We start from the raw sequence: 24,955 nt of genomic DNA, 5'->3' as shown, positions 1-24,955 counted from the left end.
ACGATCGGAGGCTAAAATGAGTTCAATGCGCACCTTCTGGCTCTACACACTCGCTCGCTTCGGCCTCATCATCGCCGCCGGCCTCGTTCTGTTCCCGTTCCTCGGCTTCAATCTCGTCATGGCGATCGCCGCCATCATCATCGGCGCGCTGCTGAGCTACCTCTTGCTCGGCAAGATGCGCGCCCAAGCAGCGACCGAGATCGAAGCGAAGGTCGCCAAGCGAGCCTCCAAGCCCAAGCGCGTCGGCGCCGATGAAGCGGCAGAAGATGAGATCGTCGAGGAGCGCCTTGGAGAAGACGGCGACCAGTCCAAATGAACTTGTGGCTCAGCCGAATGAGCTGCGGCTCGGCTGAGCCGGCTCAGATCCGAATGAGCTGGGGCCGTTCAGCGCGCTGAGCCTGGGAACGCCAGGCGGCTGATCCTTGGAATGCCAGGCGCCAGCACTGAAATGCCTCAGAGCGCCAGACCGAGACCCATCAGTGCGGAGAAGGCCAAACCGGTCAGTCCCGTGGATTTGATCGGCGGAATCAGGCCAGGGCCCGTTGTGCCGCTGAGCACCGTCTTGAGTGGGTTGAGCGCTGGGACGAGGGCAAGGATCGCCAAGGCCACGGCGGGATGTCCGTCGAGGATCGCCAGCGCCAGCAGCGCGAATGGCAGCAGCACGAGCACCGCATAGGCGATGCGTGCGGCATTGTCGCCCATCCTCACGGCCAGGGTGATCTTGTCTGCCTCGATGTCTGTCGGGATATCGCGGAGGTTGTTGACCATGAGCACAGCCGAGGCCAGAGACCCGATTGCCACGGCACCGGCCCAGCCGCTGAGGCTGAGATGACCGACCTGCATCCACATCGTGCCCAAGGTCGCCACGAGCCCGAAGAACACGAACACGAAGACCTCGCCGAGGCCCATATAGCCATAGGGGCGTTTGCCCCCGGTGTAGAACCAGGCGGCGGCGACGGCTGCGGCTCCGACGACGAGGAACCACCACGCCTGTGAGATGAGGATGAGCACGATGCCCGCGACCCCGGCCAAGCCGAAGAAGAGGAAGGCGGCCCGTTTGACCTCGTGAGGTTCGGCCAGGCCGGTCGCGGTGAGCCGGACCGGTCCGACGCGTTCGTCATCGGTGCCGCGGATGCCGTCGGAGTAGTCGTTGGCGTAGTTCGAGCCGATCTGCAGGCACAGGGAGACGAGGAGGGCGAGGAATCCGCGCAGCAGGATCTGTCCGAAGCTGACGTGATCGTCCTTGCCCGAGATGTCGTCGAGGATGAAGGCGGTGAATCCGCCGAGCGATCCGATCGCGGCGCCGGTTCCGATGAGGACGGGTGCGAGAGCCAGGGGCAGAGTTCGCAGTCGAGCTCCAGAAATCCACTGGGCGGCATCAGCCATAGTCCTCGCTCACCTTCCTGTCGAATTGTGGAGCCGTCTCATGTTACCGGTAGTTCACCGGTATGGGTATTCGCGTCACCCGCCATGAGATCGGCGGCGATGCGGGCCGCCGCCCGGCGATCGGGTTTGCCGATCGACCGGTTCGGAATCTCGGCGACCGGGAAGACGAGCTGCGGCAGCAGCTGCCCCGTCATCCCGTGGTCGAGGGCGTTGAGCCTCCGTGCCGATTCTCGCGGATCCTCGGCTCCGACACCACCTCCGCCATCGGCGAGGCGGACGAGCGCGACGATCCGTCTGCCCCATTCCTCGTCGGGCACCCAGGTCACGAGCATCTCCTCGACTCCCGCCTTCTGCCAGCTCGGCAGCAGGCCGGTCTCCAGGGCGTGCGGGGAGACGTTCGTGCCCCCGGAGACGATGATGTCATCGGCTCGGCCGAGCACGCTGAGCACACCGGAATCGATCCGGCCCAGATCGCTGGTGTGCATGATCCGCCGTCCCGCCTCGTCGACAGTGAGGCTGGGGGAGTCGACCGGCCGGATGGTTCCGTCGTCGGCGATCTCGACGTAGCCGTCGGCGACGACGGGGCCGCTCAGATCGATCGTTCCCGCCTCGGTGATGGTGACGTCGACGCCGTCGAACGGAACCCCGTCATAGACGCAGCCGCCCGCCGTCTCGCTCATCCCGTAGGTCCGTACGATCGCCAGGCCCGCGGCCTCGGCGCGCTCGAGCAGGGACGGTGAGATCGCCGCCCCGCCGAGGAGGATGTGCGTGATCCGTGCGGCTGCAGCGGTCGCCGCGTCGTCCTCGAGGATGCGGTGGAGCTGGGTGGGCACGAGCGAGGTGTACGTCGGTCGGTCGCCCGCCCGTTCCAGCAGAGTCGCGACCTCGGCGGCGAAGGACTGGGCGGTGAACCTCGCTGAGGCGGCCCTGACCGGGGCGCGGCCCGCCAGACGGGCGCGCAGTTCGACTTGGAACCCGGCGATGTGGTTGACCGGCAGGCACAGATGCCAGTCACCCGGCCCCGAGAGGAACCGTTCGGTCGCCCGGGCCGAGGTTGTCAGCGCGTCTGCTGACAACGCCACCGCTTTCGCTTTCCCTGTCGACCCGGAGGTGAAGAGGATGAGGGCCGGAGCGGGACCAGGTCCTGCCCACTTGCCGGGGGACGCCTCGGTGACGGCACCGTCCCGATCCGAGGGGAGGATGAGGATCGAGGTCCTGGTCAGTGCCCGATCAATCGCCTCGGGCAACTCGTGAGGGCTGAGTTCGCGCATGGACACAGTTATGGGAACCGGCCGCTCAGTAGTACCAGGGGAACGGCGACCAGTCGGGATCGCGCTTTTCGAGGAAGGCGTCGCGGCCCTCGACCGCCTCGTCGGTCATATAGCCCAGTCGGGTGGCTTCTCCGGCGAAGACCTGCTGGCCGACGAGCCCGTCGTCGACGAGGTTGAAGGCGAACTTGAGCATGCGCTGCGCGTTCGGTGACTTGCCCAGGATCTCCCGCGCCATCTGCAGGGCTGCGGTCTCGAGATCGGCGTGGTCGACGATTTCGTTGACGGCACCCATATCGGCCATCTCCTGCGCGGAGTAGGTGCGGCCGAGGAAGAAGATCTCGCGGGCTTTCTTCTGCCCGACCATCTTCGCCAGGTAGGCGGAACCGTAGCCGGCGTCGTAGGAGCCGACATCGGCATCGGTCTGCTTGAACTTCGCGTGTTCGCGTGAGGCGATCGTCATATCGCAGACGACGTGGAGGCTGTGGCCTCCGCCGGCTGCCCAGCCGGGGACGACGGCGATGACGACCTTCGGCATGGTGCGGATGAGGCGCTGGACCTCGAGGATGTGGAGGCGGCCGGCACGAGCCGGATCGACGCTTTCGCGGGTCTCACCGGAGGCGTACTGGTAGCCGGAGCGGCCGCGGATGCGCTGGTCGCCGCCGGAGCAGAAGGCCCAACCGCCGTCCTTCTCGCTCGGGCCGTTGCCGGTGAGCAGCACGGCGCCGACGTCGGAGGTCTGGCGGGCATGGTCGAGGGCGCGGTAGAGCTCGTCGACGGTGTGCGGACGGAAGGCATTGCGGACTTCGGGGCGGTCGAAGGCGATGCGCACACAGCCGATGTCGTTGCCGGTGGCGGGGTCGATGGCCCGATGGTAAGTGATATCGGTGAAGTCGAAGCCGGAGACTTCGCGCCAAGCAGAAGGGTCGAAGATTTCAGAAACCGTCATGACCCCAGCCTAGCGCTTGGTCGTTGAGGTGAGGTTCGGGGCCGGGCGGCGGACGGTGAGGTTCCGAACGGCAGACAGGAGTGGCAGGGTCGGCGGAGGTTAGTCTGGGCTCATGGCCGATTTCGCACGTTCGCACACTGGCGCACTGGACTCAGAGGCTCCGGCTGCCGCACCTCTTGTTCTGCCGCAGCGCTTCGAGGAGGTCATCGAGGACCTGCATGTGGTGCGGCTGCCGATGGTCACCCGGTTCCGGGGGATCACGGAGCGGGAAGTGGCGCTCTTCACCGGCCCCTCCGGGTGGGCGGAGTTCTCCCCGTTCGTCGAATACGGCACCGAGGAGGCCAGCCGGTGGCTGCGTGCCTCCCTCGAATTCTCCGGGCTGATCCCGCAGAAGACCGGCCTAGCCGAGGCGGCACCCTCCACCATTCCCGTGCGCGGTTCCTTTCCGGTGCAGGTTGAGGCGGGGACGAGCGGTGAGACCGTCGACGTCAACGGCACCCTGCCCGCCTGTCCACCTGATCAGGTCGCACCGATCCTGTCGCGCTATGACCGGGTCGGCACCGTCAAGGCGAAGGTCGCCGAGTACGGATTCGCCTCCCTTGACGAGGATCTGACACGCCTACGGGAATTCCGCAGGCTCTACCCCGAGACGACGCTGCGCCTGGACGCGAATGCCGGATACACGCTCAGCGAGGCCCTTGATGCCTGTGAGACATTTGCCGAGTTCGATATCCAATACTTCGAACAGCCGGTGCCCGAGGTCGAGCAGCTGGCCGAACTGCGCGCTGAGCTTGCCCGGCGAGGACTGCCGATCGTCATCGCCGCCGACGAATCCATCCGCAAAGCCGAGGACCCGCTGCGCGTGGCCGAACTCGGAGCGGCCGAGGTCATCATCGTCAAGGTCCAGCCGCTGGGCGGGATCGGCGCCGCCCTCGAAGTCATCGGAACTTCGGGCCTGCCTGCTGTCGTGTCCTCGGCTCTTGAGTCATCCGTCGGCCTGGCCGCCGGAGCTGAACTCGCCGCCAGACTGCCTCGCACCGATCGCAGCCGGGACATCCTCGGCGATCGGGTGGCCTGCGGGCTGGGCACCGGGCGCCTCTTCACCGCCGATGTCGTCGCGGAGGAGGCGGCCCTGACTCCGGTCGACGGCGCCATCCCGGTCACGCGAATCGTCCCGGACCCTGACCGCCTGGAGCAGCTGGCGGTGGATCCAGGACGATTCGCGTGGTGGGCCGACCGGCTCCAGGATTGCTGGAGCGCCCTGCGAGACTGAGCCGATTCTGATTGAACTGATACCGCCTGAATCGACTCGCGGGCGAACCGGCTCAGCCTGCGTTTTTCACCGCGTCGACGAAGGCACCGGCGGTCTTCGTCACGGTGGCCTCTTCGACATCGGCGATATTGGAAACGGCCACGACATTGTTGCCGACGAGGGCGTAGACCATGCGCAGGTTCATTGCTGTCTGTCCGCCGGCCTCGACGGAGGCGACGATTCCATTGGTCTCGTCTGCCCCGTCGACTTTGGCGTCGAAGGTCTTGTACTTCATCGACATCTCGACGCCGGCGGTCTTGATCTTCACCTCGCTGCATTCTTCTGCGATCTTCGAGGCGCCCTCGATCTGAGTCTGTGCGCCGTCCAGATCGTCATAGCTCGACAGTGCCGCGGAGAGGATGTTGTCGGTGGAGGTTCCAGCGACCGTGGTGCCTTTGGAGGCGAGGTTGGCGTTGAGGAGGTTCATGGTGATGTCTTTGCACTTGGCCGGTTCGAACTCAGAACTCTCCAGGGCCTTGACGGCCTCGCTGGAGGAATTGCCGGCACCGTCGACGGCCTTGAACGACTGACCCTCGGCCTTGGTCGACTCAAGGATCTCCTTGAGTTTCGCCTCATCGAGTTTGCTTGCCTGCGGGGTCTCTTCGGCTGACGCCTGCGAGGAGTCACCGCCGCTGTCAGCCTGGTCCGGCTTGTCTCCTCCACCCGTGCAGCCGACGAGGGAGAGTCCGGCGAAAAGAGCGATGGCTGGGAGTATGCGTTTCATGGTTGACCTCTCGAGTCAGCGTTCTGAAGATTGAGCGGCCGTCGATTCGCGACCGCTCTCAATATAAACGCCAGTGGGATCGTCCGTGGTTTCAGTCTGTGACGGATCTGGAACATCGGCTGTGGACCTTTCGCCATCGATCGCTGCCGCACCGTCGTCCGCTGCCGCACCGTGGCGACGGTCGCCTGCCGTGTCAACCCGCGCCGAGGCGATCCTCACCGTGGTCACCTCGTCCTGTCCCAGCGTGGCGAAGTGAGCGGTGCGTTTTCCGGGGATGATCGGATCGTGCATGGCCGCGGCCAGGCGGCCGGTGAATGTCAGCCGCCCTTTCTTGTCGGCTTTCTGCTGATAGGCATTGTCCCCGCTGGGACCGGACACGCTGATGTCGTAGCGGCGGCCGGGATCGAAGAGACCTGGAGTGCGCACGCGGAAGCTGCCGGTCCCGGTCAGAGAGAATCCGGCGGCGCTGACTGCGTCGAAGCGCACCACCTGCGCGCGACGACGGGAGATCTCCACCCGCCACCCATGGATGTCGAAGAGGGCATGGCCGGTGAGGAAGGTGAACTGTCCGCCGTCGGCCACGCGATCGGTCCGACGGCGATCCGAACTCGCATAGTTGCGCCGCTTGGCGAGGGTCTTCAGCCACGCCCCGAGTTCCCGTTCCCAGCTCGTCCAGTTGTGCAGGCCGCTGGTGCGCGGAAACCAGGAATGGCGGATTCCGAGGGAATTGAGACGGGCGGAGAAGCGCTCGCCCTGCGAGCTGATCATCGATTCCAGAAGGTCGCGATCCTTCGCCCCCTCGAGGCTGCCGGAACCGGCGCTGAACCACAGATCGAGGCCGCGGAGGTTCTCGGCCAGAGCGTACGGGGAATTCGCCAGCCATTCGCTGCGGTCGAGAGCGGGATCGCCGAACAGGCTCAGTGATCGCGCGCCTTCGCGCATCGCGATGATGTCGAAGGCGGGCACGGTCGACAGGGGATCCAGAGGAGACGAGAACGCGGCGGCCGATCCGTACCTGTCGGGATGCCAGGCCGCGTACTTCATCGCCCCGTACCCGCCCATCGACAGCCCCGCCGCCAACTGGCTGGCAGGCGCCCAGTCGACGGAGAAATTTGCTTTGAGGAACGCCGGGATCTCCTCGGTGTGGAAGCGCGGCCAGTCGTGGACTTCGCTTCCGACAGCCAAACGCGAATAGGTTCCTGCCCCGCCGTCGGGCATGACGACGAGGTACGGGGAGTCGAGGGTGAGCTCCTCGGCGGATCCGAAATCCGTCCACGACCGGAAATCATCGCCGCCTCCGTGGAAGAGGTGGATGACGGGGCTGACCTCGGCGGGAATCCCCGGCAACAGTACACGCACGCCGACGGTGCGACCGAGCGCGGGGGAGTAGAGGAAGAATTCGCGCAGCCTCGGCGAGAGCTTCCGTATGTCCCGGATATGCCAGGTCCGGGCGTCCTTCCCGCGGGGTTCGGGGCCGAGGAAGGAGGTGGTCTGGTCGCGAGCGGGATAGCGTCCGCGATGGGAGCGGGCCGCGGTCAGAGTGCGGATGGCTCGTGCTCCCATCGCAATGATCAACGAGCGGCGCATTTTTCGAGGTTAGAGGGCGGAGGTGAACCACAGGTGGTCAGGTGGTTGAATAACAGGTGATGTCGAATTCGAGCGCGGTGGCGCAGCAGATTGCCCGAAGCCTGGTCCATGCCGGGGTCAGTGATGTCGTCTTCGCCCCCGGTTCACGGTCCGCCCCCTTGGTCTATGCTCTGGCTCCGCTCGCCGAGGCGGGGCTCATCCGCACTCACGTGCGCGTCGATGAGCGTGATGCCGCCTTCCTCGCCCTCGGCCTGGCCCGCGGTCTGCGTGCGCGCGGCTGTGAGTCCGCCGTGGCGGTCGTGACGACGTCCGGCTCGGCCGTGGCCAATCTCCATCCCGCCGTCCTCGAGGCCTCGTACGGGCACCTGCCGCTGCTAGCACTTACCGCCGATCGTCCCGCTCGGCTGCGCGGCACCGGAGCCAACCAGACCATCGATGACCAGTCGCAGGTGCTCAGCGATGTCCGCGCCCGGTTCGATATATCCGCCGGTGAGACCGCGGAGGCGGTCCACCGAGCGATGTCAGACGCCGTGGCCGCAGCATTGGGATCACGCAGGGACACCGGCACCGAGGCGGCCGGCCCCGTCCAAATCAATGTGCAGTTCGACACCCCCTTGGTTCCCACCCCGAACGAGCTGGACACGTGGAAGAACGAGATCGTCGAAGAGGTTGGGAACGGCGCCGGGCAACGTTCGACCACGACCACAACCGCGTCGGAGTCTCATCCGAACCTCGGTATCACCGTGACCGAAGGAACCGTCATCGTTGTCGGAGACGCAGGCGGGCATTCGGCCGAGTCCCTGCGCGCGCTCGCCGCCGATCATCATCTTCCGGTGCTGGCCGAACCCTCGAGCCCGCTGGCCCGCACCTCTGCCGATCATTCGAACTCGTCGGCCGCAGGAGCCGCCGAAGCGTCGACCCTCGTGCCCGCCCATGCCCGCGTGCTCAGCGAATACTCCGAGCTGCGCGAGTCGATCCGCACCGTCATCGTCCACGGAAAACCGACCCTGACCAGGCCCGTCGCCGCTTTGCTCGCCGACGAAACCGTGACCGTGCAGCGCATTCCCGACGCCGTCGATGCATTCGACCTGACCGTCCGCGACGAGAGAACCGTCGCGGACGACGAGACGGCTGCGGGCGAGACGCAGGGCACCGCCGCCTCGGAGCAGACCTGGGTGCGTGCCTGGATCGACGCCGGGACGTCGCTGGTCGCAGCCGCACGAACAGAGCGGTCTGCGGAACGATCCCCGGAACCGGACAAGGGAGAGAACCCGGGTGCCGCCTCGGCGAAGGATTTCCAGGCGACGGCGCGGAGGGTCACTGAGCATTTGGCCGCCCAGGACATCACTCTCTTCGTTGCCAGCTCGAACTCGGTGCGTTACCTCAGCGACGCCACCGATATCCGCGCCCGCATCCACGCCTCACGCGGACTCGCCGGAATCGACGGACTGATCTCGACGGCGACAGGACTGTCGCTGGGCCTGGGGGAGCCGGTCGTCCTGCTCATCGGTGATATCGCCATGCTCCACGACATCGGTGGACTGCTCACCCCGAGCGCCGAGGATGCCGGTGACGTGACGATCGTCGTGCTCAACGACGACGGGGGAGCGATCTTCTCCGGGCTCGAACATTCCCAGCCCCACCTCGAAGGTTTCTTGGAACGATATTTCACCGTTCCCCACGGTCGCGGTTTCGCCGACCTCGCTGCAGGGTACGGATGGGATCACGAACAGGTGACCAGCGCTGAGGAATTCGAAGCGGCTCTCGGCCGCATCGACGGACAGCGAGACGCCGGTGCCCGTCGCATCATCGAGGTGACGGCACCGCACTAGGCGACGGAACTGTCACCGGTCTTCCGAAAGCAGGGGAGGTGCGGTGAGCGCGAGAAGTCAGTCTCGGTCGAGACCGAGCGCCCGGCGCATCGGGGCCAGCTTCGCGTTCGTCTCGGCCACCTCGGTGGCGGGATCCGAATCCGGCATGATCCCGGCACCGGCATACAGTCGGATGCGGTTGCGGTCCTCGAGCTGGCCGCAGCGCAGGGCGATGCCGAACTGGCCGTTGCCGCGCCCGTCCATCCATCCCACGGGACCGGAGTAGCGGCCGCGGTCGAGGGGTTCGAGCTCATCGACGCGGGCCACGGCGCTCGCCTGCGGGTAGCCGCCGACGGCGGCAGTGGGGTGGACCGCTGCGGCGACGTCGAGGGCGGTGAGCCCGGAATCGGGGGAGAGGTTCGCCTGCGCATCGGAGGCCGAATGGATGACATTGGCCAAAGGCAGCAGGTGGGGGCGCTCATCGACGGTGACATCCTCGGCGACCGAACCCAGACTGCGCTGCAGCGAGGCGATGGCGAACGCATGTTCGGTGCTGTCCTTGTGCGCGCTCAGCAGCTTCCGAGCCGCCGGCATCTCCTCCATCGGGTTCTTCTCCACCCGGTAGGTTCCGGCCAGCACTCGTGAGGTCACTCTGTTGTTCTCGACCCCGATGAGCAGCTCCGGGGTCGACCCGATGAGACCGGCGATGTCGAAGGTCCAACAGCTCGGGTAGCTGCGGTTGAGTGCCCCGAGCACCGCACGCACGTCGATGTCCTCTCCGGTGTTGACGACCTCGTCGCGGGCGAGGACGATCTTGCGCAGAGTCGGATCATCCGAGAATGCGTCGACCTCCGCCGAATTGTCGATCGGAGTGAGCATGGCGGCGACCTGCTCGACGAGCCGGGACCATTTGTCGGGATCGAGCTCGCCGGCCTCGGCATGGGCCGAGTGCACGCGCTGCAGCGGTTCGGCATGGAGGATCGGCGGCAGGGGAGGTACCTCGGCCGTCGAGATCGAGGTCAGCCACACGCGGCCGCCGCGGCGGCCGAGGACGAATTCGGGGACATGGATGATCGAATCGACCGCGGATTCCCCCGAATAGGCGACCGTGGCAAAGCACATGAGTCCGGAACCGAGCAGATCGACCTCATCCTCGATCTCAGCCGCCTCGGTGATGGCCTTCCACGCATCCGAGAGTTCGGTGAACCTCTCGGGGCCGCGGGCCCGTATGCGCAGAGTGCGGCCGAACCCGATGAGGCCGGAGGTGTCACGGACCCAGCAGGAGAAGCCGTCGGTGGGCAGCAGTTCGAGCGTCTGCTCCACGGTCGTGGGCAGTCCCGATTCGAAGGGGAAGCCGGGCCCCGGATCGACATCGTCGACGAAACGGGACCGCACATGCAGGCGCGGAGGGGCGGAGAGGATGTCGGAAGTGCCGAAAGTCGTAGTCATGTCGCCTCGATTCTAGTTGAGGATCGCGAGTACCAGGGATCCGGATTCGCCCTCCCGGTTCAGGTGTTGAGAGAATATGGTCATGAACCGTGCCAAGCTGGACAAACAGCCCGCAGACGTCGCGTCGATGTTCGACGATGTCGCCTCCCGCTACGACCTCACGAATGACGTCCTCTCCTTGGGCTTCGCCCGTGCCTGGAGGCGCACCGTGGCCCATTCCGTGGCCGCCGGGCCCGGTGAGCGCGTGCTCGACCTGGCTGCCGGCACCGGCACCTCCTCGATGACGTTCACCCACCACGGCGCCGAGGTGGTGGCCGGGGACATCTCCACGGGAATGCTCGCCGAGGGACGCCGTCGGCACCCGCAGATCGACTTCATCTACGCCGATGCGATGGACCTGCCTTTCGCCGATTCGAGCTTCGACGTCGTCACGATCTCCTTCGGCATCCGCAACGTCCACGATGTCGATCTGGCGCTCACCGAGATGCTGCGCGTGCTCAAGCCCGGCGGACGTCTCGTGATCTGCGAATTCTCCACTCCGACGCTCGATGCCTTCAGCCTCGTGTACAAGGAGTACCTGATGAGAGCCCTGCCGCCGCTGGCCCGTGCCGTGTCGTCGAACCCCGAAGCCTACGTCTACCTGGCCGAGTCGATCCGTGCCTGGCCGAACCAGGACGCCTTCGCCCATCAGATCCTCGACGCCGGCTTCGACCAGGTGAAATACCGCAACCTCACCGGCGGAATCGTCGCAGTCCACCATGCCCTCAAACCCACCGAGGCGGCAGGCGCCACGGAGCCGGCCCAGCCTTGACGATGAATGAGTTCGATGCCGAAGTCGTCGTCGTCGGTGCCGGCCCGGCCGGCTCGGCGATCGGCGCCTACCTCGCCCAGGCCGGGCACGAGGTCATCATCCTGGAGAAGTCCGGATTCCCGCGCGACAAGATCTGCGGCGACGCTCTGACCCCGCGCGCGGTGAAGGAGGCCGGCTATCTCGGAATGGACCTGCCGGAATCCGAGGGCTGGCACCGCAACAGAGGGCTGCGCCTCATCGGCGGTGGTCACCGGCTCGAACTCGACTGGCCCGAGATCGACGGCACCCCGAACTATGGGGTGACCCGCCCACGGATGAGTATGGACGAAGCCTTCGCTCGTCATGCCCAGCGCAGCGGGGCCCGGCTCTTCGAACAGGTTCGCGCAATGTCTCCGGACGTGGGCGACGACGGGTGGATCCGCGGAGTCCACGCCTCCGGGACAGACCACCGAGGTCGCCGAGTGGGCCCCGGAGCCCATTTCCGGGCACCGATCGTCATCGCCGCCGACGGAGTCTCCTCCCGCCTGGCCGTGTCGATGGGGTTGGAGAAGCGCGACGACCGTCCGATGGGAATCGCCGCTCGCGCCTATCACACGACGCCACGGCATGCCGATGACTACATCGAATCCTGGGTGGAGATGCGGTCGACGAACGCGGCCGGGGAATCCGAGACCCTGCCCGGATACGGGTGGATCTTCCCCCTCGGCGACGGCACGGTGAATATCGGTGCCGGACTGCTCGACTCCTCGCCCCAGTTCAAATCCGTGGATCTGCGCGGAATGATGAACCAGTGGATCGCCGACATGGGCCACGAGTGGGGCATCGACGAAACCACCTCCCTGGGTCCGATCAAGTCCGCGGCCCTGCCGATGGCCTTCAACCGCACACCGCACTTCCACCGTGGACTGCTGCTCGTCGGCGACTCCGGAGGAATGGTCAACCCGTTCAACGGCGAAGGCATCGACTACGCCCTGGAATCCGCACGCATCGCCGCCGAGGTGATCTCCACCTATTCGCGCTACCCGCAGTCCGTGATGCGTCGTCGGTTGGAGGAGTACCCGGCTCTGCTCGGAGAATCGCTGGGCGGCTACTTCACCCTGGGACGCGTTTTCGCCTCGATCATCGGCCATCCTGCGCTCATGCAGTTCGGAATCAAGTACGGTATGGGAGTTGACGTTGTGATGGAGTTCGTCGTCAAATTGTTGGCGAACCTCTACCGCGACCCGAAGGTCTCCGAGGCCGATCTCATCGACAGGATCATCTCGGCCCTGACCCGAATCGTCCCGGCCACCAGCAATGTCTGAGCGCAAGGACCACGGTGAGACCACAGTGAAGAACTCTGAGCGCAAGGGCTGCGACAACACCATGCCGACACCGACTACGACGAATGACGAGGACATGAGCCACCCAGCCTCTCCGGCCACCTTCACCGGTGACGACGCCCAGCTCGCGGCAGAGCTCTCGACTCAGTTGGAAACCGTGGAGGCCCGTCTCTACGAGGTCACCGAACAGACGCGGAGACTGCCGGACGAGACATCGAAGCACCTGCTGGCCGCCGGCGGAAAACGCGCCCGCCCGAACCTCGTGCTGCTCACCGCCCGCCTCGGCGATGCGGAGAACGACGACATCATCGATGCGGCCGTCGCCGTCGAACTCATCCACCTCGCATCGCTGTACCACGACGACGTCATGGACGATGCTCCCGTCCGCCGCGGTGCGAAGGCCGCCCATGAGGTGTGGGGCAATTCGGTGGCGATCCTCACTGGCGATCTGCTGTTCTCCAAGGCCTCCGGCGTCACCGCGAAGCTCGGTCCCGAAGCCGTGCGCATCCAGGCCGAGACGTTCGAGCGCCTCGTCCTCGGTCAGCTCAACGAATTCGCCGGCCCGCCCGAAGGCGCCGACGAGATCGAGCACTACATCCAAGTGCTCGCCGACAAGACCGGATCGCTCATCGCCACCTCGGCCCGCTTCGGCGTCATGTTCTCCGGAGCCGATTCTGCCCTGGCCGAACCCGTCCGGGTCTTCGGCGAACGCGTCGGTGTGGCCTTCCAGCTCGCCGATGACATCATCGACCTCACCACCACATCCTCTGAGTCGGGAAAGACCCCGGGCACGGATCTGCGCGAACGCGTTCCCACCCTGCCCGTGCTCTACGTTCGGGCTGCTGCCGCCGACGGGGATGCCGCCGCCGCCGAGGTGGTCGGCCTCCTCGACGCGGATCTGACCTCCGATGACGCTTTGGAGATCGCCCGTGCGGCGCTGGCAGCGCATCCGGTGACGGAGAAGGCCCGAGCAGAGGCTGCGCGCTGGGCCGAAGAGGCCAAGGCGGCTCTGGCGCCGCTGCCGGAGGGCCAGATCAAGGAATCGCTGTTCGCCTTCGCCGACTCCGTCGTCGCCCGCACCTCCTGAGCTCCCACCCCTCACCGTTTCTCTACTGTCTCTCAGCCGTTTCGGCACAGGCACAAAGGACATACCGCGATGACGCATACCTCGGCTTCGGCACCGGTTCGGACTCCGCAGAGGCTCGGCGCCGCCGACTGGATCGGACTCGGCGTACTCGCGGTGCTGCTCGTCGTCGGCCTGAGCTGGTCGAAATGGCTGCCGTACTGGGACAAGGCGTGGACGATGAGCCGGACGTCCCTGTGGGACGGTACCCCGCTGTTCGACGCCGCCGGGGACACGGTATCGCTGTCGGGCGCGTGGGACTTCACGCTCGTGTACTTCACCGCCGTGTGGAAAGCGCTGCTGGTGGCACTGCTCGTCGCGGCGGCAATCGACGCACTGGTGCCGCGTGACTGGCTGCTGAGGCTGCTCAACCGCCGCAGCCACACAGGTCAATCCCTCGTGGGTGCCGCCTTGTCGATGCCGTCGATGATGTGCACCTGCTGCGCGGCACCGGTGGCCGCAGGCCTGCGGGACTCGGGTGTGCGCCGTTCGTCCGCTCTTGCCTATTGGGTGGGCAATCCGCTGCTCAACCCCGCGGTCATCATCTTCTTGGCCCTCGTCCTGCCGTGGCAGTACATGGCGGTGCGCATCGTCTTCGCGCTCCTCGTCGCGGTCGGTGCCGCCGCGCTCATCGGACGGTGGGTGAACGGCCCCGCCGAGGCGGCACCCGAGCCCGCACCCGCCTCGGCGAATCTGCTGTCTCTGCCCACGCGCTATCTGCGGTCCTTGGCCAGGTTCACCCTCATCCTCGTGCCCGAACACCTCGCGCTCGTCTTCGTCATCGGACTCATCGCACCGTGGCTGACCGGTGTCTTCGGGCTCGAAGCCCAATTGGGTGCCGGTGCCGTCCTCATCGTGGCGGTTGTGGCGACCCTATTGGTCATCCCCACCGGCGGAGAGATCCCGATCATCCTCACTCTCGTTCCTCTTGGGGTCGGGGCCGGTGTCACGGGTGCTCTGCTCATCGCCCTGCCGGCGCTGAGCATCCCGTCGATGGTCATGGTCGGACGGGCCATGGGGTGGAAGACGACATCAGCGATGGGTGCGGCCGTGGCGGTTGCCGCGGTACTGGCCGGGGGAGCGCTGGCCCTGCTCAGCTGAGCTGCCGACCGCGGCGCCGCCTCGGTGAGGGCGATAGCGGACTATGTCGTCAGGCGGCGCAGGGTGAGGTACGAGCCCAGGGCGAAGACCGCGGTCAGCCCCAGCGCCCACAGGGCCAGGCCGATCGCCTGCGCACCCACGATCGCTGCCCACACTTCTGGCCAGGCCCGATTGACGTTGATCCACGCGGCTCCGGCCAGCAGAGCCAAGGCGATGACGGTGAGGGAGATTGTGAGGATGAGAGCGCCGGCGCGTTTGTAGAAGATCGCAAACCAGAAGCCGAGGACGAAGCACAGCATTGTGAGCACGAAGTAGACGAACCCGGCACCGAGTGGGCCGTGTTCCCACACCCACGGCAGGTAGGCGAAGTAGCCGCCTAAGCCGTAACCGTCGGTGGCCTGTTCGATGAGTCCCAGGACGACGAAGACTGCGGAGATGCCCGCGGCGCTGATCGCAGCCGCCGTGAGGGAGCCGAGGCAGAACTCCCGTCGGGTGAGGCTCATCGCCTGGGAGAAGTAGAACGTGAGATTCACCGCCTGTGCACCGACGACGGCGAAGTACCACAGCGGCGTTTGCGAACCTCCGCTGTACATCTGGGAGTCCACGCCTGCGGAGGCGATGATCCAATGGATGATGAGCGTGATGAGCCACGCGGCGACAAGAATGAGCAAGGGCACCCAGACGAAGGTCTGTGTGTTCGTGAACTGCAGACGGACGACGCCGAGGATCCGGTTCTTCGGTCGCGACGTGCGGGCTCCGGGCGGGTGGTCGATGACGGCGGTCATGATTGCAGGCTCCTTGAGTCGGTCTCCGCTGCCGATGACTCGGCGAGGTCCGTCTGAGTGCTGCGGACGACGAGCTGCTGCAGGGAGACGGGAGTGAGGTCGAGGTTGGCGTCGTCGATGAGTTCGCGGTCGGCATTGCTGAGGTGGCCGAGCATCGTCACCGAGGCGACTCGGCCGAGCGATTCGCGGTGGATGACTTCGCGACCGGCGACGAGCCGGTTGATCGCGTCGGCATCCCCGACGACGTTGACCGCTCGACTGCGGACCTCCTCGGTGGTCTCATCCATGATGATCCGGCCGTGGTCGATGACGATGACCTTCTCGATGAGATCGGCGACCTCGTCGATGAGATGGCTCGAGAGCACGATGGTGCGCGGGTGCTCGGCGTAGTCGGCGATGAGACGGTCGTAGAAAGTCTGCCGGGCAACGGCGTCGAAGCCGAGGTAGGGCTCATCGAAGAACGTGATCTCGGCCCGGGAGGCGAGGCCGATGATGACTCCGACGGCCGACTGCTGACCGCGGGAGAGCTTCTTGATCGGCGTCTTCAGCGGCAGATCGAAGTCCGAGACGAGTTGGTCGGCGAAGTCCTGATCCCAGTGGGGGAAGAACAGGCGGGCGTTGGTCAGAGCATGCCGGGCATTCGAGTCGTCCGGATACTTCTGGCTCTCACGGACGAAGCACATGCGATTGAGTACGCGGGCGTTCTCGTACGGGTCCTCCCCGAAGACCTCGACGTCGCCGCTGGTCGCGAAGTTCTGGGCCGTGAGGATGGACATGAGGGTGGTCTTGCCAGCGCCGTTGCGTCCGAGCAGGCCGTAGATCGAATCCTCGTCGATGCTCAGGCTGACATCGTCGAGGGCGGTGGTGGTCTTATACGTCTTGGTGAGGCGGCGGACCTCGACGACGGAGTTCATGGGTCATCCCTTCGCTGCGGTCGGATCGAGTGCGGTGGTCAGGTGGAGTTCTCGGGAGCGCTCTTCGATGAGCGCGATCACGTCCTTCGACCCCAGCCCGAGGCGATTGGCCTCGTTCAGCAGGGGGCTGATGAAGTTCTCGGAGAAGGTGGTTCGGTGTTCGTTGATGAGCAGAGCGCGGGCCCCCTCGGTGACGAACATTCCGATGCCGCGGCGCTTCTCCAGCACACCTTTGTCGACGAGTCGGTTGATGCCTTTGGCGGCGGTAGCCGGATTGATGGAGTAGAAGGTCGCGAGCTCGTTCGTCGATGGTGCTCGGGAGAGCTCGGGCAGGGTGCCGTTGAGGATCGAGTCCTCGACCTTCTCGGCGATCTGAGTGAACAGGGGTTTGGCGTCGTCGATCACATTCGCCTCCATGTAGGTTGGTTAGTTGCTTAACTAATGAACCATGGTGCCAATGGTGGTGTCAAGGGCCGGAGACGATTCGATCGGGTAATCCTGGAACCCGCCCCAATTACTACCTGACGGCGGCTCAGCAACCTCGCGCGAGGTTGCTGAGCCGCCGTCAGGTAGCAATAGAGAGATGTCGGGGGTCAGCGGCGCCGGCTGTGGCGGATCATGTCCGTGCACAGCAGGATCACGGCGATCCAGATGACGAAGAACCCGATCCAGCGGGTCGTCGACATCATCTCGCCGAGCACCGTGACGCCGAGGGTGAATTGGATGGTCGGAGTGAGGTACTGGAGCATGCCCACCCAGGACAGCGGGATGCGGCGGGCGGCGGCGCTGAAGAGGATGAGCGGGATCGCGGTGGCGGGCCCGGTGATGATGATGACGAAGATGTGCCAGCCGCCGAAGTCGGTGAACGTCTGCAGTCCCAGCGAGCCGAGGGCGATGAGGTAGATCGCCGAGGGAACAGCGAGGACGAGACTTTCGACGGCCATGCCTTCGAGCGCGCCGACTCGGCTGCCGACCTTGTTCTTCACCAGCCCGTAGAGGCCGAAGGACAGGGCGACGGTGAACGCGAGGTAGGGGACTCGGCCGAGGCCGATGCCGACGATGATGACCGCGAGCAGACCGAAGCCCACGGCAGTCCACTGCAGCGGGCGCAGCTTCTCACCGAGGAAGATCACGCCCAGGCCGATGGAGATGAGCGGGTTGAGGTAGTAGCCGAGTGAGATCTCGACGAGCTGGTTGGTTTCGACCCCGTAGATGAACGTCGTCCAGTTGATGGCGATGAGCACCGATGCCAGAAGCAGCAGGCCGATGAGCCGCGGCGAGCGCAGAATCTGCCAAGTGCGCAGGAACCCGCCGGTGAAGACGAGGAGGATGGCGCAGAAGCCCAGCGACCAGATGACGCGATGGGAGACGAGTTCGAGGGCGCCGGTGGGGGCAGCGGCGGCGAAGAGCAGCGGCATCACACCCCACAGCAGGTAGGCGGAGAATCCGTAGATCAGGCCGGCACGGCGAATTGCGCTCTCATCGGGGGCAGGGTTCTGGCTCACAGGCTTCAGTCTAGCGAGGGCTGGGTTCGGGGGAGCCGGCGGGATCGCCGGTGAGATGGCAGGGCGGTGAGGAGTGCAGTCTGCCGACCGGGCGGCGGTGATGCGAGTTTCGTCACGTCATTGTAAGGATGACCTACATTGACGATAGACTCGATGGGACTGAATAGAGAGGTGTGAGAATGACTCGTCCCTTCCGGGTGGCCATCGTCGGCGCCGGTCCTGCTGGGATCTACGCGGCCGATCTCATGACAAAGGCGGAACGTGATTTCGATCTGAGCATCGATCTCTTCGATCGTCTGCCGACTCCCTTCGGGCTCGTCCGCTACGGCGTCGCTCCCGACCACCCGCGGATCAAGGGCATCATCAACGCCCTGATCAAGGTCCTCGACCGAGGCGACATCCGCCTGTTCTCCAATGTCGAGTACGGAGTCGACCTCCACCTCGAAGAGCTCACCGACCGCTATGATGCGGTGATCTTCTCCACCGGTTGCTTCGTCGACGCCGCCCTCGATCTGCCCGGCATCGATCTGCCCGGATCCTACGGCGCCGCGGACTTCGTCAACTGGTACGACTCGCATCCCGACGTCCCGCAGTCCTGGCCGTTGGACGCCGAACGCGTCGCCGTCATCGGCAACGGCAATGTCGCCCTCGACGTCGCCCGCGTGCTGGCGAAGCAGGCCGACGATATGCACACCACGGAGATCCCCGATCACGTGTACGAGGGGCTGAAGTCCTCGAAGGTCACCGATGTCCACATCTTCGGCCGTCGCGGACCGGCTCAGGCGAAGTTCACGCCGCTGGAGCTGCGCGAACTCGGCGCCGTCAAGGACGTCGACCTCATCGTCTACCCGGAGGACTTCGAGTTCGACGAAGGGTCGATGCAGGCGATCGAGTCGAGCAACCAGACCAAGCAGGTCGCGAAGACGCTCACGGACTTCACCATGCGCGAACCCACCGGAGCGAAGCGGCGTCTCCACCTGCACTTCCTGCACTCACCGGTCGCCATCCTCGGCGAGGACAAGGTGACGGGGCTGCGCACCGAACGCATGGAACTCGACGGCTCCGGCGGAGTCAACGGCACCGGCAGCTTCCACGATTGGGAGCTCGATGCCGTCTACCGTGCCGTCGGTTATGCGGGCACTCAGCTGCCGCAGCTGCCCTTCGACGATCGCAAGCGTGTGATCCCGAACCACGAGGGTCGCGTCGTCGACTCCGATGATCAGACCACGGCCGCCGAAGCCGATGTCGTTCAGGGCGTGTACACCACCGGGTGGATCAAGCGCGGACCCGTCGGACTCATCGGCCACACAAAGGGCGATGCGCTCGAGACCATCGGCCACATCCTCGACGACCGTGCCGCCGGTGTGCTCACCGAGCCGGTGTACCCGGACGAATCGGCCATCATCGAGCTCCTCGAATCCAAGGGCGTCGACTTCGCCGATTGGGAGGGCTACCACCGCGTCGAGGCCGCTGAGAAGGCGGCCGGCGAGGTCGAGGGCCGTGAGCGCATCAAGCTCGCCACCCGTGAAGCCATGCTCGCCGAGGCGCGTGGACACGTCACCGCCGAATCCGTCGGCCAGCCGTCCGCAGGCAGCTGAGCCTGCGGAGCATTTCGCGACATTTCCTCCACTCCTGGGGTCATCTGGCACCGGCAGTGACTTCTCGCCTCGTTGCAACGGGGAGACGAGTCGTTGCCGGTGTCTGATGCTTCCACCGCGTAGAGTCGGAGACGTCCAGATCACGCCAGCGCACACCAAGTCATGCCCGCGTGCAGCAGATCGCACCAGCGAGCGTGAACCATTGCACCGAAGGCCGGCAGGGGAGACCGCGTGAGAAACGAATCGCAGCTCAAGACGATCGTCGAACGTGCCTATGTCGAACGGCTCAACGCCTGGCAGACGGCGGCGGTGCGGATCAAACACTGGCTGACCGAACAGCAGAAGGGCCTGCTCAAGGACAAGGACATCTCCCGCCTCGACGTCGATGGCCATCGGATTAAGGACGCGGCACGGACCCTGGCGAAGCTGACGGAGAAGACCGACGACGATCCGGATCTGACGATCACCTCCACCGAGGATGTCGAAGACCAGATCCGCGACATCGTCGGCGTCAAGGTGCTGTGCAAATCACCGCGCGATCAGTCGATGATGTTCGCCGCGCTGCGCGACCCCGATCAGTTGGGCGCCTTCGAACTCATCGAGTGGAAAGACTATACGGACCCGCCGAAGGCCAGCGGGTACCGCGCCTGCCACGTCATACTGCGCATTCCTTCCGACCAGGGGCCTCCTGTCTTCGCCGAGATCCAGGTCAAGACCCGGCTCCAGGACGCCTGGAGCGAACTGACACACGAGGACATGTACAAACCCGGCGCGGCGATGAAGCCGAGCAAGCTGCACGGCGAATTCGCCCGTGCCATGGCGAACATGCTCGCGACCGTCGATGACATGGCCGATACCCTGGCCGTCGAGCTCACCGCGCTGACGAACCCGGAACCCGTCGTCGAACTCGACGAACTGCGGGAACAGGACACGGGCATCGACGTCCGGGTCCGCGCGACCGGCCCGAAATACGCGCTCGCCGTCGACGGTTCGGGACGGCAGGGGCTCATCCCAGCCTTCGCCATCCGTCGCCTCAGCGGCCAGAAGGGCACCATCAAGGTCAACGATTTCATCCACCTCGACGATCGCCTCCGGGCCAGCGTTGAAGAGGACTCGAAAGGTCTGTACTACATCCCGCTCGAGCTCCCCGAACACTGACCGGCCTCTTTCGGGTCACAGCGTTACGGGCGAATACGATACCGGCCCGGTCCGCACTCAGCAGTGCGGACCGGGCCGGCGTGGTGCGCTGGCGATCAGCGGTAGTTCGTGAACTGCAGGTCGACGTCGAGGTCCTGTCCCTTGAGCAGAGCGATGACTTCCTGCAGGTCGTCACGCTTCTTCGAGCTCACGCGCAGCTCGTCGCCCTGGATCTGGGCTTTGACGCCCTTGGGGCCCTCGTCGCGGATGATCTTCGAGATCTTCTTCGCATTGTCCTTGTCGATGCCCTCCTTGAGGGACGCATCGATGCGGTACTCCTTGCCGGAGGGGTACGGTTCGCCGTCTTCCAGGGACTTCAGCGAGATTCCGCGCTTGACCAGCTTCGACTGGAAGACGTCGAGAATGGCCTTGACCCGGTCCTCGCTGTTGGCTTTCAGCTGCACGGCTTCGCCGCTCCAGGCGATCGACGCATCGGTGCCGCGGAAGTCATAGCGGGAGTTGATCTCCTTCGCGGCCTGGTTGAGTGCGTTGTCGGCTTCCTGGCGGTCGACCTTGCTGACGATGTCGAATGAGGATTCGCTGGCCATGAATGCTCCTTTGTCTGCGATCGTTGATGCCCGTCGGAAACGGGCGTGGCTGTTGCCCCCGAGTCTAGTCGAGGCCCCGAACTGTGATCTGCGTCTACAGAGTTGGAGATTCGGGTCCGAGCCTTGTATTCTTTTCAGGTGCTCATCGAGCGCCACCTGCGGCAGATTGCCCGAGCGGCCAAAGGGAGCTGACTGTAAATCAGCCGGCATTGCCTTCATAGGTTCGAATCCTATATCTGCCACGCAGAACGGAGAAGCTCCGTGACCGAGAGGTCACGGAGCTTTTCTCGTTTTCCGCGCTTTCCCTTGCCCGGCGCCCGGCCGACGCCTACCGTGTGAGGACAGGGTGGAAATGCTCCGCCGAGGAGGGCGAACCGATGAGCGATGACACGGATGACACGCAGTCGCCTCGGCGTCTGAATTCGCTCGAGGACCGAAACGCTGTCGTCGAATCCGCTCTCGACCGAGCCATCAAGCGTGGTGATTTCGATGATCTGCCGGGTCTGGGCAAGCCGTTGTCCGGGTTGCACAGCTCATCTGATCCTGATTGGTGGATCAAGCAGAAGATGGATACCGAAGGCATCAACGGCGTCGCTCCGGAGGCGTTTCAGCTGCGCAAGGAGAACGCCGTCCTCGAAGACACGGTCGACGCTTTCTCCACCGAGTCCGAGGTCCGCGACTACCTCGCCGGCTTCAACGCCCGGGTGCGCGAGGCCGTGATGGATCTGCGCGACGGCCCGCCCGTGTTCACTCCGCCCCGCGATGTGGAGAAGGAGATAACCGCATGGCGGCGGCGTCGGAATGCGAAGAAGAACGACACCGTCACCGAGGCGGAACCGGGGGACCAGCCCGCCGCTCCGGAATCGGTGGGTTCACCTCGGCGATGGTGGCATCGTTTCCGTCGCTGATGCGGGAACGAGCGGTGGCGCTGTCTTCAGTGAGGTTGACTGCGATCGTGGTGCACACCAGGCCGAGGATGGCCAGTGGCAGGTCGAGTCCGTAGCTCGAGATCGCCAGGGATTGGACGACGAAGAGAGCAACGGCGGTGACGGTGACGGCATCGGAGGGCCACCTCGGGGAGAGAACCGGGCGCGGGCTCTCCCAACGTTTCGTGATCGTCGAGATCGCCCACACGACGAGCAGGACGGCGATGACGAAGACCGGACGGGTCAGCCACCAGGCTCCGGTGCCGGGATCGGGCATCGGCAGCCACAGCAGCTGGACTCCGGTGAGCAGGACGATCGCCGGCACGTGCCATAGGTAGACGGACATGAGTCGGCTGCCGAGGAAGAACACGATGGCCTGGGCGAAGCGACGGTCCATGATCGCTGTCAGCGGTCGGTGGAGCAGGGTCAGCAGGGCGGCTTGGATGACGGCGAGGACGGCCAGCGGCAGGGTCGGCGGCCATTGGTTCGTGAGCATGGACGCCGAGTACTCACCGAGGACGACGAGCAGTCCCAGGCAGGCGAATCCGGCGACGATCATGACGAGGTTCCACCAGCGGAGACGGGAGAACCAGCCGTCGCGCAGGCAGAAGCCGATCTGCTGGGCGAAGAGCCAGACGAAGCCAACGTTGGGCAGTCCGAAGAGTTCGTCGCCGATGCCGTAGCCGTCGGCTGGGATCCGATCGAGTCCGAGGCTTTGGATGCCGACGACGAGGCGGACGACGTCGACGAAGAACGCTCCGGCGAAGAGGACGACGAGGGCCAGCCACGGATTGCGTTCGTGCCAGCGAATCATCCAGGGTGCCAAGGCCTGGGCGAGAGCGTACGCGGCGAGGAACCACAGGACGGAACCGACGGGGACGGCGATGGCATCGGCCAAGTCCGGGTCGACGCCGAGGACTAGGACGGCGGTGAGAGCGGCGGTGAGGACGATGAATAGCGGCAGCGCCGGAAGCGCGAGGCGTCGCAAGCGGGTGCGGACGAAGGTCGAAGCCGATTCGCCGCGACGTTGTGCAGATTCCCAGCCGACCTTGGCCGCGAATCCACCGACGACGAAGAACATCGGCATGATCTCGGCGATCCAGGTGGCCGGGGCGAACCAGCGCTCGCCCGAGACCGGGTTGATGATGAAAGGCGAGCCGTCCGGGTTGCGGCCGACCCCGACGAGCAGGAGGTGGACGAACACGACGACGAGCACACAGACGACGCGGGCGAGGTCGAGGGTGAGATCACGGTGGCGGGGGATCGAAGCGGACACAGCGTCTACGGTAGGTGGGTTCGCGCCTTGGCGGGTGACGACGATGTGTCAGATCAGTTGCATCGCTGCGGCGGTGGAGTGCGGGCCTGCAAGCGTGTTGTTCGCCGGCAGCCGCACAGCGTCGTGCTTCCCCCGCACGGCTATGACATTCGCATCGCCTTCGCCAGTCGTTCGATCGCGAGGTGAGCAAGAAGCGCCGCCTGATCGCCGAGAACCGAATCGTCGAAGATGACGAAGGGGGAGTGGTTGTTGCCCTGGCGCTCTGCTGGAACGTCCGTGCGCTCGGCGCCGAGCATGAGATACGTGCCCGGCACCGCGGCCAGGACAAAGGAGAAGTCCTCACTCGGCATGATCGGCTGTTCGAGGAGCTTCACCCGATCCTCGCCGAGGAGGAAACGGAGTTCTTCCATCGCCCATGCGGTCTCGTCATCGTCGTTGACCGTGACCGGGTACTGGACATCGAAGTCCACTTCGGCGCTGCATCCATGGGCAGCGGCGATGCCGTCGGCAAGCTGCTTCGAGCGGGTGCGGACGATGTCGAGTGATGAGTCCGACAGTGTGCGCACAGTCGCACCCAAGGTGGCCGAGGCGGGGATGACGTTGATCGCGTCCGAGGCGCTCAACTGGGTCACGGACAGCGCGATGGGGTCGAAGGCGTCGATGCGGCGGCTGACCATATTCTGCAGGGCCGTGACTAGTTCGGCCAGCGCCGGCACCGGATCGACGGCGGTCTGCGGTTGGGAACCGTGACCGCCGCGTCCGTGGATCGTCACCCGCAGTGTGTTCGAACCCGCCTGGAGGGTGCCCGGCCGGGTGGCGACCACGCCGCGCGGACCGGGGAGCACATGCGCCCCGAATGCAGCAATCACCCGCGTCCCGGCTGCGTCGAGCACGCCTTCGTCGATCATCACCGACGCTCCGTTCCAGCCCTCTTCCCCGGGCTGGAACATGAAGACGATGTCCCCGACAAGCCGGTCGCGCAGAGCGTGAAGGAGCCGAGCGGCTCCGACGAGTCCGGCTGTGTGCAGATCGTGACCGCAGGCGTGCATGCATCCGTTCGTCGAGGCGAAGGGCTCATCCGTCTCCTCTGTCACTGGAAGGGCGTCCATGTCTCCGCGCAGCAGCACCGCTGGAGCGTCGGCCGGTCTGTTCGGATGGGTTCCGCGCAGAACGGCGATCACCGAGGTGGCGCCCTCACCCGTGGTCACCTCGAGGTCGAGGCCGGACAGGGCGGCCAGGACCACCGCCTGCGTGCGGGGCAGGTCGAGACCGATCTCCGGGTCCGCGTGGAGGGAACGCCGCAAGTTCTGGAGCTCAGGGAGCAGGGTCTGTCCTTGTGCGATGAGATCGTGCATGGGGTCCT

Annotated in this window: 23 protein-coding genes and 1 tRNA gene; 11 read left to right on the top strand and 13 right to left on the bottom strand. The window is 65.5% G+C overall.

Translation table 11 applies throughout. The features are described 5' to 3' along the window. Positions 1-25 precede the first annotated feature (25 nt). The gene (locus HK108_RS13090) at positions 26-316 is read left to right on the top strand and encodes a DUF4229 domain-containing protein (RefSeq protein ID WP_101546796.1); all 291 of its coding nucleotides are present in this window, start codon (positions 26-28) and stop codon (positions 314-316) included. A 137-nt stretch (positions 317-453) separates the two neighbouring features. Here HK108_RS13090 and HK108_RS13085 read toward each other — a convergent pair whose 3' ends face one another. From HK108_RS13085 to HK108_RS13075, 3 genes are read right to left on the bottom strand one after another with little or no spacing between them, the layout of a single operon-like run. Beyond that, the gene (locus tag HK108_RS13085; protein ID WP_181271815.1) at positions 454-1,386 is read right to left on the bottom strand and encodes a 1,4-dihydroxy-2-naphthoate polyprenyltransferase; all 933 of its coding nucleotides are present in this window, start codon (positions 1,384-1,386) and stop codon (positions 454-456) included. A gap of 38 nt (positions 1,387-1,424) precedes the next feature. Continuing rightward, entirely contained in the window at positions 1,425-2,657 is a 1,233-nt protein-coding gene (locus HK108_RS13080) for an AMP-binding protein (RefSeq protein ID WP_181271814.1), read from the bottom strand. 25 nt (positions 2,658-2,682) lie between these two features. Continuing rightward, positions 2,683-3,603 carry a 1,4-dihydroxy-2-naphthoyl-CoA synthase gene (locus HK108_RS13075; RefSeq protein ID WP_062861280.1) on the bottom strand — a complete coding sequence of 307 codons (921 nt, stop codon included), beginning with the start codon at positions 3,601-3,603 and terminating at the stop codon, positions 2,683-2,685. 112 nt (positions 3,604-3,715) lie between these two features. On the opposite strand from HK108_RS13075, the gene HK108_RS13070 reads away from it, so the two are divergent. After that, positions 3,716-4,876: an o-succinylbenzoate synthase gene (locus tag HK108_RS13070; RefSeq protein WP_181271813.1), complete on the top strand. Its 1,161-nt coding sequence runs from the start codon at positions 3,716-3,718 to the stop codon at positions 4,874-4,876. A gap of 52 nt (positions 4,877-4,928) precedes the next feature. Here the strand turns inward: HK108_RS13070 and HK108_RS13065 are convergent, their stop codons facing one another. Both HK108_RS13065 and HK108_RS13060 read right to left on the bottom strand, forming a co-directional pair. Continuing rightward, complete coding sequence (locus HK108_RS13065; protein WP_181271812.1) at positions 4,929-5,639, bottom strand: hypothetical protein; 711 nt, start codon at positions 5,637-5,639, stop codon at positions 4,929-4,931. Positions 5,640-5,654: 15 nt separating this feature from the next. Beyond that, positions 5,655-7,226: an alpha/beta hydrolase gene (locus HK108_RS13060; RefSeq protein ID WP_229664133.1), complete on the bottom strand. Its 1,572-nt coding sequence runs from the start codon at positions 7,224-7,226 to the stop codon at positions 5,655-5,657. 59 nt (positions 7,227-7,285) lie between these two features. On the opposite strand from HK108_RS13060, the gene menD reads away from it, so the two are divergent. Continuing rightward, positions 7,286-9,058 (top strand): 2-succinyl-5-enolpyruvyl-6-hydroxy-3-cyclohexene-1-carboxylic-acid synthase, encoded by a 1,773-nt coding sequence (menD, locus tag HK108_RS13055; protein WP_219922385.1) that lies wholly within the window; start codon positions 7,286-7,288, stop codon positions 9,056-9,058. Between the two features lie 57 nt (positions 9,059-9,115). On the opposite strand, the gene HK108_RS13050 is transcribed toward menD, so the two are convergent. Then, positions 9,116-10,486 carry an isochorismate synthase gene (locus HK108_RS13050; RefSeq protein ID WP_181271811.1) on the bottom strand — a complete coding sequence of 457 codons (1,371 nt, stop codon included), beginning with the start codon at positions 10,484-10,486 and terminating at the stop codon, positions 9,116-9,118. An 82-nt stretch (positions 10,487-10,568) separates the two neighbouring features. Between HK108_RS13050 and HK108_RS13045 the strand changes: the two genes are divergently transcribed. From HK108_RS13045 to HK108_RS13030, 4 genes are all read left to right on the top strand, one after another. Next, a complete protein-coding gene (locus tag HK108_RS13045; protein ID WP_139468597.1) occupies positions 10,569-11,297 on the top strand; it encodes a demethylmenaquinone methyltransferase in 729 nt (242 codons plus the stop codon). Between the two features lie 2 nt (positions 11,298-11,299). Beyond that, the gene (locus HK108_RS13040; protein WP_181271810.1) at positions 11,300-12,601 is read left to right on the top strand and encodes a geranylgeranyl reductase family protein; all 1,302 of its coding nucleotides are present in this window, start codon (positions 11,300-11,302) and stop codon (positions 12,599-12,601) included. Positions 12,602-12,695: 94 nt separating this feature from the next. Next, positions 12,696-13,706, top strand: a complete 1,011-nt coding sequence (locus HK108_RS13035) for a polyprenyl synthetase family protein (protein WP_181271834.1) — start codon at positions 12,696-12,698, stop codon at positions 13,704-13,706. A gap of 69 nt (positions 13,707-13,775) precedes the next feature. Beyond that, the gene (locus HK108_RS13030; protein ID WP_181271809.1) at positions 13,776-14,843 is read left to right on the top strand and encodes a permease; all 1,068 of its coding nucleotides are present in this window, start codon (positions 13,776-13,778) and stop codon (positions 14,841-14,843) included. A gap of 41 nt (positions 14,844-14,884) precedes the next feature. Here the strand turns inward: HK108_RS13030 and HK108_RS13025 are convergent, their stop codons facing one another. The 4 genes from HK108_RS13025 to rarD all read right to left on the bottom strand — a co-directional run bounded on the left by HK108_RS13025 (position 14,885) and on the right by rarD (position 18,047). Then, positions 14,885-15,628 (bottom strand): hypothetical protein, encoded by a 744-nt coding sequence (locus HK108_RS13025; RefSeq protein ID WP_181271808.1) that lies wholly within the window; start codon positions 15,626-15,628, stop codon positions 14,885-14,887. Continuing rightward, the gene (locus HK108_RS13020; RefSeq protein ID WP_181271807.1) at positions 15,625-16,542 is read right to left on the bottom strand and encodes an ABC transporter ATP-binding protein; all 918 of its coding nucleotides are present in this window, start codon (positions 16,540-16,542) and stop codon (positions 15,625-15,627) included. Before HK108_RS13020 ends, HK108_RS13025 begins: the two co-directional genes overlap by 4 nt. 3 nt (positions 16,543-16,545) lie before the next feature. Beyond that, complete coding sequence (locus HK108_RS13015) at positions 16,546-16,947, bottom strand: GntR family transcriptional regulator (RefSeq protein ID WP_172174274.1); 402 nt, start codon at positions 16,945-16,947, stop codon at positions 16,546-16,548. 188 nt (positions 16,948-17,135) lie between these two features. After that, a complete protein-coding gene (rarD, locus tag HK108_RS13010; RefSeq protein ID WP_181271806.1) occupies positions 17,136-18,047 on the bottom strand; it encodes an EamA family transporter RarD in 912 nt (303 codons plus the stop codon). A 179-nt stretch (positions 18,048-18,226) separates the two neighbouring features. On the opposite strand from rarD, the gene HK108_RS13005 reads away from it, so the two are divergent. Continuing rightward, complete coding sequence (locus HK108_RS13005; protein ID WP_139468591.1) at positions 18,227-19,645, top strand: FAD-dependent oxidoreductase; 1,419 nt, start codon at positions 18,227-18,229, stop codon at positions 19,643-19,645. Positions 19,646-19,876: 231 nt separating this feature from the next. Then, positions 19,877-20,803 carry a GTP pyrophosphokinase gene (locus HK108_RS13000; protein WP_139907277.1) on the top strand — a complete coding sequence of 309 codons (927 nt, stop codon included), beginning with the start codon at positions 19,877-19,879 and terminating at the stop codon, positions 20,801-20,803. Positions 20,804-20,898: 95 nt separating this feature from the next. Here HK108_RS13000 and HK108_RS12995 read toward each other — a convergent pair whose 3' ends face one another. After that, positions 20,899-21,390 carry a YajQ family cyclic di-GMP-binding protein gene (locus HK108_RS12995; protein ID WP_167194552.1) on the bottom strand — a complete coding sequence of 164 codons (492 nt, stop codon included), beginning with the start codon at positions 21,388-21,390 and terminating at the stop codon, positions 20,899-20,901. 160 nt (positions 21,391-21,550) lie between these two features. Between HK108_RS12995 and HK108_RS12990 the strand changes: the two genes are divergently transcribed. Next, positions 21,551-21,632: transfer RNA gene (locus HK108_RS12990), tRNA-Tyr, on the top strand. 135 nt (positions 21,633-21,767) lie between these two features. Beyond that, on the top strand, positions 21,768-22,298 hold the full coding sequence (locus tag HK108_RS12985) for a DnaJ family domain-containing protein (RefSeq protein WP_172173657.1): 531 nt from the start codon (positions 21,768-21,770) through the stop codon (positions 22,296-22,298). Here HK108_RS12985 and HK108_RS12980 read toward each other — a convergent pair. Together HK108_RS12980 and HK108_RS12975 are read right to left on the bottom strand one after the other, a co-directional pair. After that, positions 22,213-23,592: an acyltransferase family protein gene (locus tag HK108_RS12980; RefSeq protein WP_181271805.1), complete on the bottom strand. Its 1,380-nt coding sequence runs from the start codon at positions 23,590-23,592 to the stop codon at positions 22,213-22,215. The two genes, HK108_RS12985 and HK108_RS12980, sit on opposite strands and share 86 nt — an antisense overlap. A 140-nt stretch (positions 23,593-23,732) precedes the next feature. After that, positions 23,733-24,947 carry a M20 metallopeptidase family protein gene (locus HK108_RS12975; RefSeq protein WP_181271804.1) on the bottom strand — a complete coding sequence of 405 codons (1,215 nt, stop codon included), beginning with the start codon at positions 24,945-24,947 and terminating at the stop codon, positions 23,733-23,735. Positions 24,948-24,955: the final 8 nt, after the last annotated feature.

Source organism: Brevibacterium sediminis (genome assembly GCF_013623905.1).
GTDB classification, from domain to species: Bacteria; Actinomycetota; Actinomycetes; order Actinomycetales; family Brevibacteriaceae; genus Brevibacterium; species Brevibacterium sediminis.
Note: the sequence above shows the minus strand (reverse complement) of the source record. Positions and strands in the feature narration are given on the sequence as shown.